The following is a 13,279-nucleotide window of genomic DNA, read 5'->3' on the forward strand; positions in this document are numbered from 1 at the left end:
TTATTTTTTTTGGCTATTACAAACTAATATGAGACCAATGATTGTTAACATAACCATTAAGATTTCATAATCAGTCATTTTCTATCCTTTCTTGGAGTAGAAACCAAAATCATAGGCATCACCCCATTTTCAATGAGATTAGCCACCTTTATTCCAACTTGCCTGTAAAAATATTTTACTACATGAACTGCGTCACTCCTACCTTTTCTTCACTTTTTAAAAAACTCACCCCCAAAATATAAAACGTTTTCATTTTATTAATAAGAAATGATACATTTTACTTTGTACATGGTACGCTATAATTAATAAAAATATTACTTATTATATTAAATGGATAGATTGTATAAGGAGTGAACTTGGATGAAAAAAGTTTCTATCAAAGATGTAGCTAAAGAAGCAGACGTGTCTTTGACTACGGTTTCGCAAATTTTAAATAAAAAAAGCAACCGTTTTTCAGAGGAAACAGTAAACAAAGTCATTGCTGCTAAAGAGCGATTAGGCTACTTCCCTAATAAAAATGCGCAACAATTACGTGGTAGCCAAACAAAATTAATCGGTGTGCTATTACCAAATTTAACTAATCCATTCTTTTCCACGATGATGCAAACTATGGACGATCATAAACCAGATGATGTCGATTTATTCTTCTTAACAACAAAGGAAGATAAAATCGAAGAAGGGATTATGCATCTTGTCGAACGAGGCATGGATGGTCTGATTATTGCGCAGATGATTAAGAATCCGTCTCGTTTAAATCAATATTTATTAAATCATAATATACCTTATATCGTACTAGATCAAAGTGATGATCATGGATTTACTGATATCGTAAAAACAAATGAACGCAATGGTGGTGAACTTGCAGCTGCACATCTTATTGATTACGGGCACACGCACATTTCAATCATTCAACCTCATAATTTAACGAGTAATATGAAAGCAAGAACAGATGGCTTCATCAAATATTGCGAAATGTATGAGATACCATCTCCTATAATTATCGAAACCCCTTTAAATAAAGAAGGTGGATTTGCAGTCATTGATGATATTATAAAGTCCAAATCTAGTGCTATTTTTGCAACGAATGATGAGATGGCTATTGGTATTATGCGTGGTCTCGCTGATAAAGGATTTCACGTACCAAACGATATTTCAGTTATTGGATTTGATAATATAGACATTGCAAAATATCTTGTCCCTTCCCTCACCACAGTTGCACAACCTATTAAAGAAATAGGCGAGGCTGCATTAGCTTTAATCACTCATAAGCTGAATCAAAATGATGCAGTTTTACATAATGTTGCATTACATAATGAGTTAATTATCAGAGAAACAACGCAACATTTTAAAAAATAAAACACACATAATATAAGACTTAAAGATATGTCATTGATTGCTTGACTCGAGTTAGCAGTTATCAATTTTCAGCTTATCTTCTAGGTCTTATATTTTTTTGCAAAAAATGAAAGCGTGTACAAATATAGAAATTGATGTTATTATGACTTAGTAAAACGTTTTACTAAATCGTTTTACCTAAAAATAATCACTACATAAATATATATAGAGGTGTCTTATGGATATTATAGCAATTTTAATTGGTCTTGGACCATTACTGGGTTGGGGACTATTTCCTACCATCGCATCGAAGTTTGGTGGACGACCAGTTAACCAAATATTTGGTGCAACAGTAGGAACCTTGATTTTCGCATTAGGTTTCGCATTCATTCAAGGTATCGATTTTCCAACAGGAATGAACCTTATATTTTCATTAATATCAGGTGTTGGTTGGGGCTTTGGACAAATTATTACTTTTAAAGCATTTGGTCTAGTCGGTTCTTCCAGAGCTATGCCAATCACAACTGCATTTCAACTATTAGGTGCATCACTATGGGGTGTCTTTGCATTAGGAGATTGGCCAGGATTAACAAATAAAATTATCGGCTTCACTGCCCTACTTGTTGTGCTAATTGGTGCATATATGACTGTTTGGAGTGAAAAATCAGAACAACAGTATAGTAAAAAATTAAGAAATGCAGTTATTTTACTACTTATAGGTGAAATAGGTTATTGGGCTTACTCTGCAGCACCTCAAGCAACTAATATCAGTGGTATGGAAGCATTCTTACCACAAGCAATGGGTATGGTGCTTGCTGCAGTAATTTATGCATTTATGAATATGAAACAAGGCAATGCTTTCTTAGAAAAAGTCAGCTGGAAACAAATTATTTCAGGGTTGTTCTTTGCATTTGGTGCATTAACATACTTAATTTCTGCACAGTCAGATATGAATGGATTAGCGACAGGATTCATACTGTCACAAACATCAGTAGTATTAGCTACGTTAACAGGTATTTATTTCTTGAATCAGAGAAAAACACCAAAAGAACTTATCGTTACTATTATTGGACTTGTAATCATATTAATAGCAGCAGCAGTTACAGTATTTATTAAATAAACTATAGGATGGGAGATTTAATTATGAAAAAAACAAAGGTTTTAAATAGTCATGTATCACATGCAATTGCAACATTGGGTCATTTTGATTTAATAACAATTAATGATGCGGGTATGCCAATTCCAAATGACGAACGTCGTATTGATTTAGCGATTACTAAAGATCTACCGCGCTTTATTGATGTTTTAGAGAACGTTTTATCAGAAGTTGAATTTCAAAAAATATTTCTTGCAGAAGAAATCAAAACACAAAACGCTGAACAACTTAAACAAATTAAATCATTGATAGGTGACAATGTAGAAATTTCATTTATTCCACATGAAGAAATGAAACAAAATTTAAATCATTCACTAACAAAAGCTAATATTCGCACAGGGGAAACGACACCATTTTCAAATATTGCACTTGAATCTAACGTGACATTTTAAAGAAAAAAGGAGAATATACTATGACAAATAAAGTTGTAATTATTGGTTCTACCAATGTAGATAAAATTTTAAACGTTGACCGTTTTGTTAAACCGGGAGAAACATTACATCTTCAAAATGCTCAAAAAATTTATGGTGGCGGTAAAGGCGCAAATCAAGCACTTGCAACTGCACGCTCAAATGCCCAAACAACTTTTATTTCTAAGATTGGAACTGAAGGAGACGCAGATTTCATGTTAGAAGATTTTGAAGAAGCGCATATGAATACAGACTACATCATGACAACAGATACTGCCCAAACAGGCCAAGCATTCATAACAATTGATGCCAATGGACAAAATACAATTTTAGTTTATGGTGGCGCAAATATGGAATTAAATGATACAGATGTAAATAAAGCAGCTGACGCAATTGCAGAAGCAGATTATATTATTGCTCAACTTGAAGTGCCTGTTCCTGCGATTATTAGCGCTTTTAAAATCGCACGTGAAAACAATGTCACTACTATTTTAAATCCAGCTCCTGCAAGTGAATTATCTAAAGATTTACTTACTTTAACTGACATTATTGTGCCAAACGAAACAGAAGCAGAATTATTAAGTGGTATCGCAGTTACAGATCGTGCATCAATGCATCAAAACGCCGAATACTTTTTATCTTTAGGAATGAAAGTTGTTATTATCACACTTGGCGAGCAAGGTACTTATTACGCGACAGCAAATTCTGCTGGTTTAATACCTTCGTTTAAAGTAAAAGCGATTGATACAACAGCAGCAGGTGACACTTTTATCGGTGCATTTGCAAGTCGTCTCAATATGACAGACTTTAATATAGAAGAAAGTATTACTTACGCAAATAAAGCAGCTTCGCTTACAGTCCAAGTTGAAGGCGCTCAAAAATCAATTCCATTAGAACAAGATGTGTTAAAGGCTTAAAGATAAACTACTTATTTTATACATCATGAGATAGTTCATAATCACTGCTCATAAGCAAAGGCGGCTCTCACTAATCTGAGAGCCGCCTTGTTTATTTATTTATATTTATTTACGAGTGCTTTAGGAAGATGACAGTAATCATCAGGGAATCTTGTTAATCTATCTTGATTTTCTTCTGCACTTTTCACGTAATTTGTCAGTGGTAATACTTCTGTTGCAATCAGATGATGGTCTTCAATTGCATCTATAAATGCTTGTGCCTCTTTTAAATGCTTGGCATCTTCACTGTATAATCCTGTTCTATATCTCAAGCCAACATCTTCACCTTGCTTGTTTACGCTATAAGGATCAATAATTTCAAATAGATATCCCATTAAGTCTGTAACTGTCACTTTTGCTGGATCAAATGTTGTCTTAATGACTTCTACATATCCATCATATTCTCCATCGAGTGTATCTGTAATACCGTTTGCCCTACCGCCTTCTGTGTCTACTACGCCAGGTAAAGTTTTAACAAAGGCTTGTACACCCCATAGGCATCCGCCTGCCAAGTATACCGTTTCCATTTACATCTCTCCCTTTTCAACTAACAATTATCAATTCAGTATAGTAATAACCACGTTCATTTGCAATTACTTATAGTTTAGCGTTTTCAAAGGTGTATGATTGATTTTTTGTCAAAAGGGAAAATATTAAAGTAGTATACAAGGAGGAATTACATGCCTAAAGTTGAAGAAAGAATGTTAGAAGATATCGAAGAAAAACCTTCAAGATCACAAAGCGATTTAAGCTCTGAAAAGGAAATGCAGCAAAATGCCTTTGAAAGATTAGGCAAAGACGTCGTAATCATCGAAACTTTAGCAATTATGAACATTATTTTTGCTATAAGTACAATTGGCTTAGTGACTGCACTTGTTTGCACAAATAAAAAGAAATAAGTTCATCATAGCTGTTTCTAAATTTTAAGAAGTATAAAATGAATGCTATATACCTATGCTCTTTTCATGGTTTTCACTATTAAAGTGACGGCTTTGAGAAGAGCATTTTTATTTTTCTATTTCTTCAAATGTACTTTTCATATATAATGAAAATATTGCACTAATTTAAATTAATAAATTGAATATTATCCCTTTTTTGTTATAATGCAATAAGGAGAATTTTGTTCTTTTACTCGAAATAATGAGTAAGTAAATTATAAATGAAGCATTACGTTGCTTCAATACAACCAACCACTTCAACCATAAATTTTATATTAATAATAATGAAAAGAATAGATTAGAGGAGAATCGAATTATGGATTATAGAGTATTATTGTATTATAAATATACAACACTTGATGACCCCGAAACTTTCGCTACGGAGCATTTAGAATTTTGTAAGGATTTAGAACTTAAGGGCCGTATTTTAGTATCTACAGAAGGTATCAATGGTACTGTATCTGGGACAGTCGAAGCTACTGATAAATATATGGAACAATTGAAATCAGATGAAAGATTTAAAGGGATTACTTTTAAAGTTGATGAAGCTGAAGGACATGCTTTCAAAAAAATGCACGTACGTCCAAGAGAAGAAATCGTTGCTCTAGATTTAGAAGATGACGTTGACCCAAGAGAATTAACAGGAAATTACTTATCACCAAAAGAATTTAGAGAAGCTTTATTGGCTGATGATACTGTAGTCATTGATGCAAGAAATGATTACGAATACGATTTAGGTCATTTCCGCGGCTCAGTTCGTCCTGATATCACGAGATTTAGAGACCTACCTGAGTGGATCAAAGAAAATAAAGAGCAATTCATGGACAAAAAGATTGTCACTTATTGTACTGGCGGCATCCGTTGTGAAAAATTCTCTGGTTACTTATTAAAAGAGGGCTTTGAGGATGTAGGTCAACTTGAAGGTGGCATTGCTACTTATGGTAAAGATCCGGAAGTAAAAGGTGAATTATGGGACGGTAAAATGTACGTCTTTGATGAACGTATTAGTGTAGAAGTCAACCAAGTAGACAAAACAGTTGTGGGTAAAGAATGGTTCGATGGTACACCATGCGAACGTTATATCAATTGCAGCAATCCAGAATGTAACAAACAAATTCTTGTTTCTGAAGAAAATGAAGAACGTTATTTAGGTGCTTGTACACACGAATGTGCAACTCACGAAAATAATCGTTATGTAAAAAAACATGACATTAGCGAAGAAGAAAAAGCCGCACGCTTAGAAAACTTCAAAAATCTTGTAAGCCAATAATATAAAAACTGTTATGCATGATGCATAACAGTTTTTATTTATCGTTTTACTCGTGTTATCAAGCTTTTTACTAACTTTTCAATACTACTATTAGTAACTTCTATATTTTTGCCATTTCTTTTTTTATCACCGTTAAACCAAATTGGTTTCATGCCTACATTAAGTGAACCAGAAACATCATTTTCCCAAGAATCCTCTACATATATTGTATCCTCAGGTTTGATATTTAGCATATGAGTTACCTTTAAGAAAGCAGCACTATCAGGCTTTTCACTTCCAATATCTTCAGATATAAAAATATTATTTTCAAATATCTTTTTTAATTCTAAACGTGCTATCTTAGTTGTTTGTTCTGAATTTTTCCCGTTAGTTAATATACCTATATTGACCCATTTTTTCAATTCATTAAGGTGATTATTTAATGTTATATTAGGTTTAATATGTTGAATAATAATGTCAAAAAAAGCTAAGAAATATTCATGTGCTTCTTTTGTTGTAATATTTTTCTTAAAATATTTTAAACTTTCTATTAATGGTAGTTGCCTGAGTTCATCTAAAGTTATCTCTCCTCGACTATGTTTCAACCAAAATTTTTCATCATAATAAGTGTAAATTTTGAGGAATTCATCATATGCAATATCTTCTGCATACCCTGAATCGTTGAAAATTTGTTTATTCGCAATTAACCATAAATCATTGAAAGGAAATAAAGTATTATCTAAATCAAATAATACTAATTCTGCATTTTTAATTAAAAACCCCTCCTTAAGAGTAATTAACATCTTTACATAATAATTATAAAGCGACTTTTCACTTTTACTGTATTAATTTTTTAACAAAATTATGAATTTTAAAATCTTCTCTCCATAAACTTAATCCCTTTATGCGTACAAACTAAAAATAGAATATGTGCAATAGTCCAACAGATATAACCCATGAATTGGAATTGAAAAACAGGATTAATTGCCATATAAATTAATAATGGATACAGTGCTAAAAATGAAAACATGACACAAATTAACGCGATATAATAATGATCCCCTAACTTTTTATAGATAAAATAGAGTAAAGCATAAAGTGAAATTGTAATGCCTATATGAATTAAAAATTCCAAAACAATATTTGAAGCATTGTCATCTATTAAAAAATCTATATTCAGTAATAATGCTGTTAAGTGCATCGATTTAAATAAATCGAAAAATAAAGTAGTCAAAAATAATATAATTGCTAAAGTCAATGCTACGATTAAATGTGCTAAAAGTTTTTTCATAATATCATATTATTCCCTTACACCCATTAGTTAATCAACTTTCAAAATAAATTTATTTACATATAAAAATCCCTGCCTCTACATAGTAGAAACAGGGATTAGTTTATTCACTTAACTATATTTAATTTTAATTAGACATTACTGCTTATATTATGCAGTAACCCATTGTGAAGCACCTTCAGATTCGTAAAGATCCATTGCTGCTTGGTCTTGTACTGATTCTGGAGCTTCAGTTGGTGATTGACCTTGGTATTCTTCAGGTGCTACTGAATCCCAAGTGCTTTGTAAGAATTGGTATTTACCTGCTGCACCTGATGAAGGGTTAACAGCTTTAAGGTCGCCACCTGATTCACGTTCAGCGATTGCTTGTAAATGAGAATTAACTTCTACTGATGAACCACTTGAAGCTTCACTTGAGCTTGATTCATTTGAACTTTCTGAAGATTGAGTTGAAGCAGCTTCTTGTTGTGGTTGTTGAGTTTCTTCAGTTTGTGGAGCTGATTGTTCAGTTGGTTGCTCAGCAGTTGCTTGTTGAGCTTGCTCTTGTTGTGATTGAGCTTGTTGTTGACCACTATTAGTTGAAGCTTGTTCTGATGAACCATTTGAACCTTCACCATAGCTCCAAGTAAAGTTTGTACCATCTGATTGGAAGTTATAATTTACGCCATCTTGAGTAAAGTTATGATTATATGAACCCTCTTGTATAGGTGCTTGATTTAATTGTTCAGAGTTTGATTGAGCTTGTTGCGCTAAGTCTGCTTTGTCGATACCTTGTTCTGAAGCGTCAGCTGAATTTCCTGCTGCTGCTCCTGTTACGCCTAATCCTACTGCTAAAGTTGATGCAATTACTGTTTTTTTCATTATTAATAATCCTCCTAAGAGATAATTTCCATTTTATAGTTTTAAAATTAATTCGTAATTTCAATCATCGCTAAGACGATTTACTTTCCTCAATTAATTTACAAGACCTACTGTAACATCTATAAATAGCTCGTGGGTTACAGTGAAGTTAAAAAAACAATCGACTTTTTACACTCCCATTACGCTAAATTTCTTAATAATTTCCAGAAAATTCAACCAAAATACTCTCACGATAGTTCACAAATAGAATACTTGCTTTACCTCTATGTAATCTCTATGTAATTAGTGTGACAACGGTGTATCTTTACACCAATAGTATACAGTTACTTTTTACTTCGATTGATTTTTATTTCACGTTATTTTAAACACATTTTTTTTATTTCTAGAATATATTTATGATATTGAATTTATTCTACGATATGATAATATACTATGTTGATATAATTTTAATTATTTTTTAATATTGTGTACTAACTATGTAAAATATTATATCGATTTGGAGGAGTTCAATGTTTATCAATGTCCTTTATGAGGATAATCATTTACTTATGGTCGAAAAACCTATTAATATACCAGTACAGGCTGATGACTCAAAAGATGAAGATTTATTGTCTATGTTAAAAGATTACATTAAAGAAAAATATAATAAACCAGGAAAAGTTTATCTTGGCTTAGTACATCGTCTTGATAGACCAGTCGGTGGTGCTATGGTATTTGCTAAAACATCCAAAGCTGCATCTCGTTTGTCAAATGAACTAAGAAAGCAAAACTTTGATAGAACTTATTTAGCAATTGTTCATGGCGCACCTGCAAAAAAACAAGGTGAACTTAAAGATTATCTCTGGAAAGATCGTAATAAAAACATCGTATATGTGGTAGATTCAAGAAGAAAAGAAGCAAAACAAGCGATCTTAGACTACAAAATGATTCGTAATGTTGAAAAGAAAAGTTTAGTCGAAGTACAATTGCGAACTGGACGTTCACATCAAATTAGAGTGCAATTTGCGAATCAAAACTTACCATTATATGGAGACCAAAAATATGGACAACATATTAATAAACCTGGTCAACAAATTGCTTTATGGGCATCACATCTTAGCGTAAAACATCCGACTAAAGATGAAATTATATCTGTAGAATCAATTCCAAGCGACGGTATCTGGTCACATTATTTGTAATACTTGCATTGTATTCATACTAAAATTTCATTTCCTCGGAAATATTTTAATAACAAAAACAATAGGCTGGGACATATCACATGTCTTAGCCTATTGTTTTATATTGGCAGTGGCTGACTGAATTGAAAATACGCTTATATCAAGCATTTAAAGAGCTACTACTTCATTTATGAAGACAAGTAGTTCTTATGCAAGAGCTAAAGCTCTTGTATTCCATTTTCTAGTCAGCTGTGCCGGGGTGGGACGACGAAATTTTATTAGAAAAATTAGATTTCTGTCCCACTCCCTGGTTTTATTTATCTCAAATTATTTATTAAATCAAAAAACCTGCCTCTATATTATAGAAGCAGGTTTTGAATCGTTTATTTAAAATGATTAATTACTGTTTAAATTATGCAGTAACCCATTGTGAAGCGCCAACTTCATTGTAAAGTTTAACTGCTGCAGCATCTTGTACTGATTCAGGTGCTTCTGTTGGAGATACACCTTGGTAAGCTGCTGGAGCTACTGAATCCCAAGTGCTTTGTAAGAATTGATATTTACCTGCTGCACCTGATGATGGGTTAACAGCTTTAAGATCGCCGCCTGATTCACGTTGAGCGATTGCTTGTAAATGAGAGTTAACATTTACTGATGAACCACTTGAAGCTTCACTTGAGCTTGATTCTTTTGAAGTAGATTCTTGTTGTGGTTGTTGAGTTGCTTCAGTTTTTGGTGCCTCTTGTTGAGCTGGTTCTGCAGCTTGTTCAGCTGGTGCTGATTGTTGTGCTGGCTCAGCTGCTTGTTCAGCTGGTGCTTCTTGTTGAGCAGGTGCCTCAGTTGAACCTTCATCTGATCCTCCACCAAAGCTCCAGCTAAAGTTTGTACCGTCTGATTCGAAACTATATTCTGTACCATTATAATTAAAGTCGATGTCATATGAACCTTCTTGAACAGGTGCTTCATTTAATTGCTCTGGATTTGATTGCGCTAATTGTGCTAATTGTGCTTTATCTACGTTTTGCTCTGAAGCGTCAGCTGAATTACCTGCTGCTCCTGTTACGCCTAATCCAAGTGCTAAAGTTGATGCGATTACTGTTTTTTTCATTATTAATAAATCCTCCCAAAAAGATAATTTTAATTTTTTATTTTATATGGCTGAATTTCAATTATTTAATTAAAAATTAATTTACTGCTTCAACCAACTCACAAATAATACTATAACATCCATAAAATGTTTGTAGGTTACAGTCAAATTAAAATATACGCATGTTCTTTACATCTAAATTACAGTGAAAAAGTTACTAATAATGGCGAAAAAGTTACTAAAAGCTTTCATAAACGTCTATAAACAGATTATTATAAAATATAAACACGTAATATTTATGTAATTTGTTTGTCAATTGTGTATAATTCCACTTTATTTTTCATTTTGCAATTTATTAGAAATCATACTCAGACTTTTTTCGAGCGATATTTTACATCAATTTTCTATAAATCAACTAAGTCAACTACATACCAAATTAAAAAAGCCGTTCTAATCCTCATGATTTGAACGACTTTCTAGATTCTACTATTTAGATAATGCTATTTTAATATGTGCTAAGTGATGTTCTTCATGCCAAGATAATTTTGCTATCTTTTTAGCTACCGTTATCTCGCCACTATCTTTCAACGTAAATGTTTGTGCTAAGTGATCTTCATTTAAATTGTTAGCTATCACTACGATACGCTCATTCATGCCTTCTAGCATCTTAATCGAGCTTTCGATAGGTAAATCGTTATCCGGCAACATCACCCATTCATCTTGAATAAACGCTGGTACGGTCGGATTGTTATCCGTGATTGCTAACTTCAAACGCTGATACATATTTAATTGAGAGTCAGCAATATGATGTACAAGTTGACGTACTGTCCAACTCCCTGCACGATACTTTGCATTCAACGCTTCATCATCTAGCGAGTCTACAGTCTCTCTTAAGCGTTCAGTATAACCTTCTATTTCTTTCGCCCATTTTTGTATATCATCTAATGTTACATTATCTGGAACTTCTAAATCTCCTATTGGAAATCTTACATCCATTTAATCACCTTATTATCATTTATTTAAATTCACGCACATTATCTCTACATCATTATTATTCTCTGTTTCTTTAAAATTAAACATTTTATAAAATGCACACAATTTTTCAGTCATTATAATGTAGGTTCTCATCCTCTTCTTTATATTTCTTACTTAACTAAAGGCATTTTTATGAACTTTTTAATATTATAGTGAGCACATTTTACTGATTTGATATTATAAAATTGAAAAATTAAGAAAAGGAGCATTTTAAAGATGAAACAACATTCAGCAAAGAATAAAAACACCACATTTAAACCGCTTTGGTTAATCATCAGTGTGCTTGCGCTTGTGATTATCATGCTATTACCAACGCCAGACACCTTACCTTTCATGGCTAAAAGTGCATTAGCTATCTTACTATTCGCCGTTATCTTATGGGTAACTGAAGCAGTCACTTACCCTGTATCAGCAGCGATGATTGTCGGTTTGATTATCTTGCTCTTAGGATTTAGCCCCGTGCAAAATTTAACCGAGTCTCTAGGAAATCCACAAGCAAGCGGTAAAGTTTTAGAAGGTAGTAGTTTATTCGGGACGACTAACGCATTGAAACTCGCTTTTAGTGGATTTTCATCTACTGCCATTGCACTCGTAGCTGCAGCACTATTTTTAGCTACCGCAATGCAAATTACAAATCTACATAAGCGTCTCGCACTTATCGTTCTTTCTATGGTAGGCAATAAGACTAATCGCATCGTTATCGGGACGATTATTGTTGCCATCTTTCTAGCTTTCTTTGTACCTTCAGCAACTGCACGTGCTGGCGCAGTTATTCCTATTTTGTTAGGTATGGTTACTGCTTTTGGCATTTCTAAAAATAGTAAACTTGCTGCTTTACTTATCATTACGGCGGTGCAGGCTGTATCTATTTGGAATGTAGGTATTAAGACGGCAGCCGCTCAAAATATCGTTGCTACCAATTTTATTAATGATCAATTAGGCATAGATATCTCATGGGGACAATGGTTCCTGTATGCTGGTCCGTGGTCTATCTTGATGTCTATTGCACTTTATTTCATTATGCTAAAAGTAATGCCACCAGAAGTAAATGAAATATCTGGAGGCAAACAACTGATTAAACAACAATTACATGAAATAGGCCCTGTCACTGCTAAAGAATGGCGTCTCATCGCTATTTCAATTGCATTACTTTTACTTTGGTCTACAGAAAAAGTGCTACATCCGATTGATTCATCTTCTATTATTTTATTAGCGCTAGCAATCATGTTAACCCCTAAAATTGGTATTATGACATGGAAAGAAGCTGAGTCGCGTATTCCATGGGGAACGATTATTGTATTTGGTGTGGGTATTTCCTTAGGTAACGTGTTATTAAAAACAACTGCTGCGCAATGGTTAAGTGATCAAACCTTTGGGCTTATCGGCCTCGAACATTATCCATTAGTGATGACGATTGCTTTAATTGCTTTGTTTAATATATTGATTCATTTAGGTTTTGCGAGTGCCACAAGCTTGGCTTCTGCATTGATTCCAGTGTTCATTTCACTCACAACCACATTAGATTTAGGAGAACAGTCTATGGCCTTTGTGCTCATACAGCAATTTGTAATTAGCTTTGGCTTCTTACTTCCTGTTAGTTCGCCACAATCTATGCTAGCATATGGTACCGAAACATTTACCGTTAAAGATTTCTTGAAAACAGGTATTCCAATCACCGTTATCGGCTACTTACTTATCGTGTTATTTAGTTTCACTTACTGGCAATGGATTGGTTTAATTTAGTCACTTTTAGTTATCAAAAAAGCGAACGCACAATGATTAAATTGGGCGTTCGCTTTTATTT

Annotated in this window: 14 protein-coding genes; 8 read left to right on the top strand and 6 right to left on the bottom strand. The window is 33.2% G+C overall.

The features are described from left to right. Positions 1 to 360 precede the first annotated feature (360 nt). The 4 genes from rbsR to rbsK all read left to right on the top strand — a co-directional run bounded on the left by rbsR (position 361) and on the right by rbsK (position 3,818). Positions 361 to 1,356, top strand: a complete 996-nt coding sequence (gene rbsR / locus NSR03_RS12680) for a ribose utilization transcriptional repressor RbsR (RefSeq protein WP_069821126.1) — start codon at positions 361 to 363, stop codon at positions 1,354 to 1,356. Positions 1,357 to 1,573: 217 nt separating this feature from the next. Beyond that, complete coding sequence (rbsU, locus tag NSR03_RS12685) at positions 1,574 to 2,455, top strand: ribose/proton symporter RbsU (RefSeq protein ID WP_002506425.1); 882 nt, start codon at positions 1,574 to 1,576, stop codon at positions 2,453 to 2,455. A 23-nt stretch (positions 2,456 to 2,478) separates the two neighbouring features. Next, complete coding sequence (gene rbsD, locus NSR03_RS12690) at positions 2,479 to 2,883, top strand: D-ribose pyranase (protein ID WP_002511667.1); 405 nt, start codon at positions 2,479 to 2,481, stop codon at positions 2,881 to 2,883. A gap of 20 nt (positions 2,884 to 2,903) precedes the next feature. Further along, a complete protein-coding gene (gene rbsK / locus NSR03_RS12695; RefSeq protein WP_021338944.1) occupies positions 2,904 to 3,818 on the top strand; it encodes a ribokinase in 915 nt (304 codons plus the stop codon). Positions 3,819 to 3,913: 95 nt separating this feature from the next. Here rbsK and NSR03_RS12700 read toward each other — a convergent pair whose 3' ends face one another. After that, the gene (locus NSR03_RS12700; RefSeq protein ID WP_002506422.1) at positions 3,914 to 4,384 is read right to left on the bottom strand and encodes a peptide-methionine (S)-S-oxide reductase; all 471 of its coding nucleotides are present in this window, start codon (positions 4,382 to 4,384) and stop codon (positions 3,914 to 3,916) included. Between the two features lie 153 nt (positions 4,385 to 4,537). Here NSR03_RS12700 and NSR03_RS12705 point away from each other — a divergent pair, with 153 nt between their 5' ends. Further along, on the top strand, positions 4,538 to 4,756 hold the full coding sequence (locus NSR03_RS12705; RefSeq protein WP_002506421.1) for a hypothetical protein: 219 nt from the start codon (positions 4,538 to 4,540) through the stop codon (positions 4,754 to 4,756). A gap of 355 nt (positions 4,757 to 5,111) precedes the next feature. Beyond that, on the top strand, positions 5,112 to 6,065 hold the full coding sequence (trhO, locus tag NSR03_RS12710) for an oxygen-dependent tRNA uridine(34) hydroxylase TrhO (RefSeq protein ID WP_021338945.1): 954 nt from the start codon (positions 5,112 to 5,114) through the stop codon (positions 6,063 to 6,065). 38 nt (positions 6,066 to 6,103) lie between these two features. Here the strand turns inward: trhO and NSR03_RS12715 are convergent, their stop codons facing one another. The 3 genes from NSR03_RS12715 to NSR03_RS12725 all read right to left on the bottom strand — a co-directional run bounded on the left by NSR03_RS12715 (position 6,104) and on the right by NSR03_RS12725 (position 8,196). Then, positions 6,104 to 6,847, bottom strand: a complete 744-nt coding sequence (locus NSR03_RS12715) for an HAD family hydrolase (RefSeq protein ID WP_081333683.1) — start codon at positions 6,845 to 6,847, stop codon at positions 6,104 to 6,106. A gap of 68 nt (positions 6,848 to 6,915) precedes the next feature. Continuing rightward, positions 6,916 to 7,335, bottom strand: a complete 420-nt coding sequence (locus NSR03_RS12720; protein WP_069802589.1) for a hypothetical protein — start codon at positions 7,333 to 7,335, stop codon at positions 6,916 to 6,918. A 150-nt stretch (positions 7,336 to 7,485) separates the two neighbouring features. Then, the gene (locus NSR03_RS12725; protein WP_069821128.1) at positions 7,486 to 8,196 is read right to left on the bottom strand and encodes a transglycosylase family protein; all 711 of its coding nucleotides are present in this window, start codon (positions 8,194 to 8,196) and stop codon (positions 7,486 to 7,488) included. Positions 8,197 to 8,705: 509 nt separating this feature from the next. Between NSR03_RS12725 and NSR03_RS12730 the strand changes: the two genes are divergently transcribed. After that, positions 8,706 to 9,374 carry an RluA family pseudouridine synthase gene (locus NSR03_RS12730; protein WP_002511670.1) on the top strand — a complete coding sequence of 223 codons (669 nt, stop codon included), beginning with the start codon at positions 8,706 to 8,708 and terminating at the stop codon, positions 9,372 to 9,374. Positions 9,375 to 9,765: 391 nt separating this feature from the next. Here the strand turns inward: NSR03_RS12730 and NSR03_RS12735 are convergent, their stop codons facing one another. Both NSR03_RS12735 and NSR03_RS12740 read right to left on the bottom strand, forming a co-directional pair. Beyond that, positions 9,766 to 10,461: a transglycosylase family protein gene (locus tag NSR03_RS12735; protein ID WP_046465751.1), complete on the bottom strand. Its 696-nt coding sequence runs from the start codon at positions 10,459 to 10,461 to the stop codon at positions 9,766 to 9,768. A gap of 465 nt (positions 10,462 to 10,926) precedes the next feature. Then, the gene (locus NSR03_RS12740; RefSeq protein WP_002506414.1) at positions 10,927 to 11,436 is read right to left on the bottom strand and encodes a YfiT family bacillithiol transferase; all 510 of its coding nucleotides are present in this window, start codon (positions 11,434 to 11,436) and stop codon (positions 10,927 to 10,929) included. 255 nt (positions 11,437 to 11,691) lie between these two features. Between NSR03_RS12740 and NSR03_RS12745 the strand changes: the two genes are divergently transcribed. Continuing rightward, positions 11,692 to 13,218, top strand: a complete 1,527-nt coding sequence (locus NSR03_RS12745; protein WP_069821129.1) for an SLC13 family permease — start codon at positions 11,692 to 11,694, stop codon at positions 13,216 to 13,218. Positions 13,219 to 13,279: the final 61 nt, after the last annotated feature.

The sequence above is a fragment of the Staphylococcus sp. FSL W8-1207 genome, assembly GCF_038003745.1.
GTDB classification, from domain to species: Bacteria; Bacillota; Bacilli; order Staphylococcales; family Staphylococcaceae; genus Staphylococcus; species Staphylococcus equorum.

Bases quoted from the DNA above. Each gene is read 5' to 3' on its own strand.
- rbsR (WP_069821126.1), top strand. From the start codon at position 361: ATGAAAAAAGTTTCTATCAAAGATGTAGCTAAAGAAGCAGACGTGTCT.
- rbsU (WP_002506425.1), top strand. From the start codon at position 1,574: ATGGATATTATAGCAATTTTAATTGGTCTTGGACCATTACTGGGTTGG.
- rbsD (WP_002511667.1), top strand. From the start codon at position 2,479: ATGAAAAAAACAAAGGTTTTAAATAGTCATGTATCACATGCAATTGCA.
- rbsK (WP_021338944.1), top strand. From the start codon at position 2,904: ATGACAAATAAAGTTGTAATTATTGGTTCTACCAATGTAGATAAAATT.
- NSR03_RS12700 (WP_002506422.1), bottom strand. From the start codon at position 4,384: ATGGAAACGGTATACTTGGCAGGCGGATGCCTATGGGGTGTACAAGCC.
- NSR03_RS12705 (WP_002506421.1), top strand. From the start codon at position 4,538: ATGCCTAAAGTTGAAGAAAGAATGTTAGAAGATATCGAAGAAAAACCT.
- trhO (WP_021338945.1), top strand. From the start codon at position 5,112: ATGGATTATAGAGTATTATTGTATTATAAATATACAACACTTGATGAC.
- NSR03_RS12715 (WP_081333683.1), bottom strand. From the start codon at position 6,847: ATGTTAATTACTCTTAAGGAGGGGTTTTTAATTAAAAATGCAGAATTA.
- NSR03_RS12720 (WP_069802589.1), bottom strand. From the start codon at position 7,335: ATGAAAAAACTTTTAGCACATTTAATCGTAGCATTGACTTTAGCAATT.
- NSR03_RS12725 (WP_069821128.1), bottom strand. From the start codon at position 8,196: ATGAAAAAAACAGTAATTGCATCAACTTTAGCAGTAGGATTAGGCGTA.
- NSR03_RS12730 (WP_002511670.1), top strand. From the start codon at position 8,706: ATGTTTATCAATGTCCTTTATGAGGATAATCATTTACTTATGGTCGAA.
- NSR03_RS12735 (WP_046465751.1), bottom strand. From the start codon at position 10,461: ATGAAAAAAACAGTAATCGCATCAACTTTAGCACTTGGATTAGGCGTA.
- NSR03_RS12740 (WP_002506414.1), bottom strand. From the start codon at position 11,436: ATGGATGTAAGATTTCCAATAGGAGATTTAGAAGTTCCAGATAATGTA.
- NSR03_RS12745 (WP_069821129.1), top strand. From the start codon at position 11,692: ATGAAACAACATTCAGCAAAGAATAAAAACACCACATTTAAACCGCTT.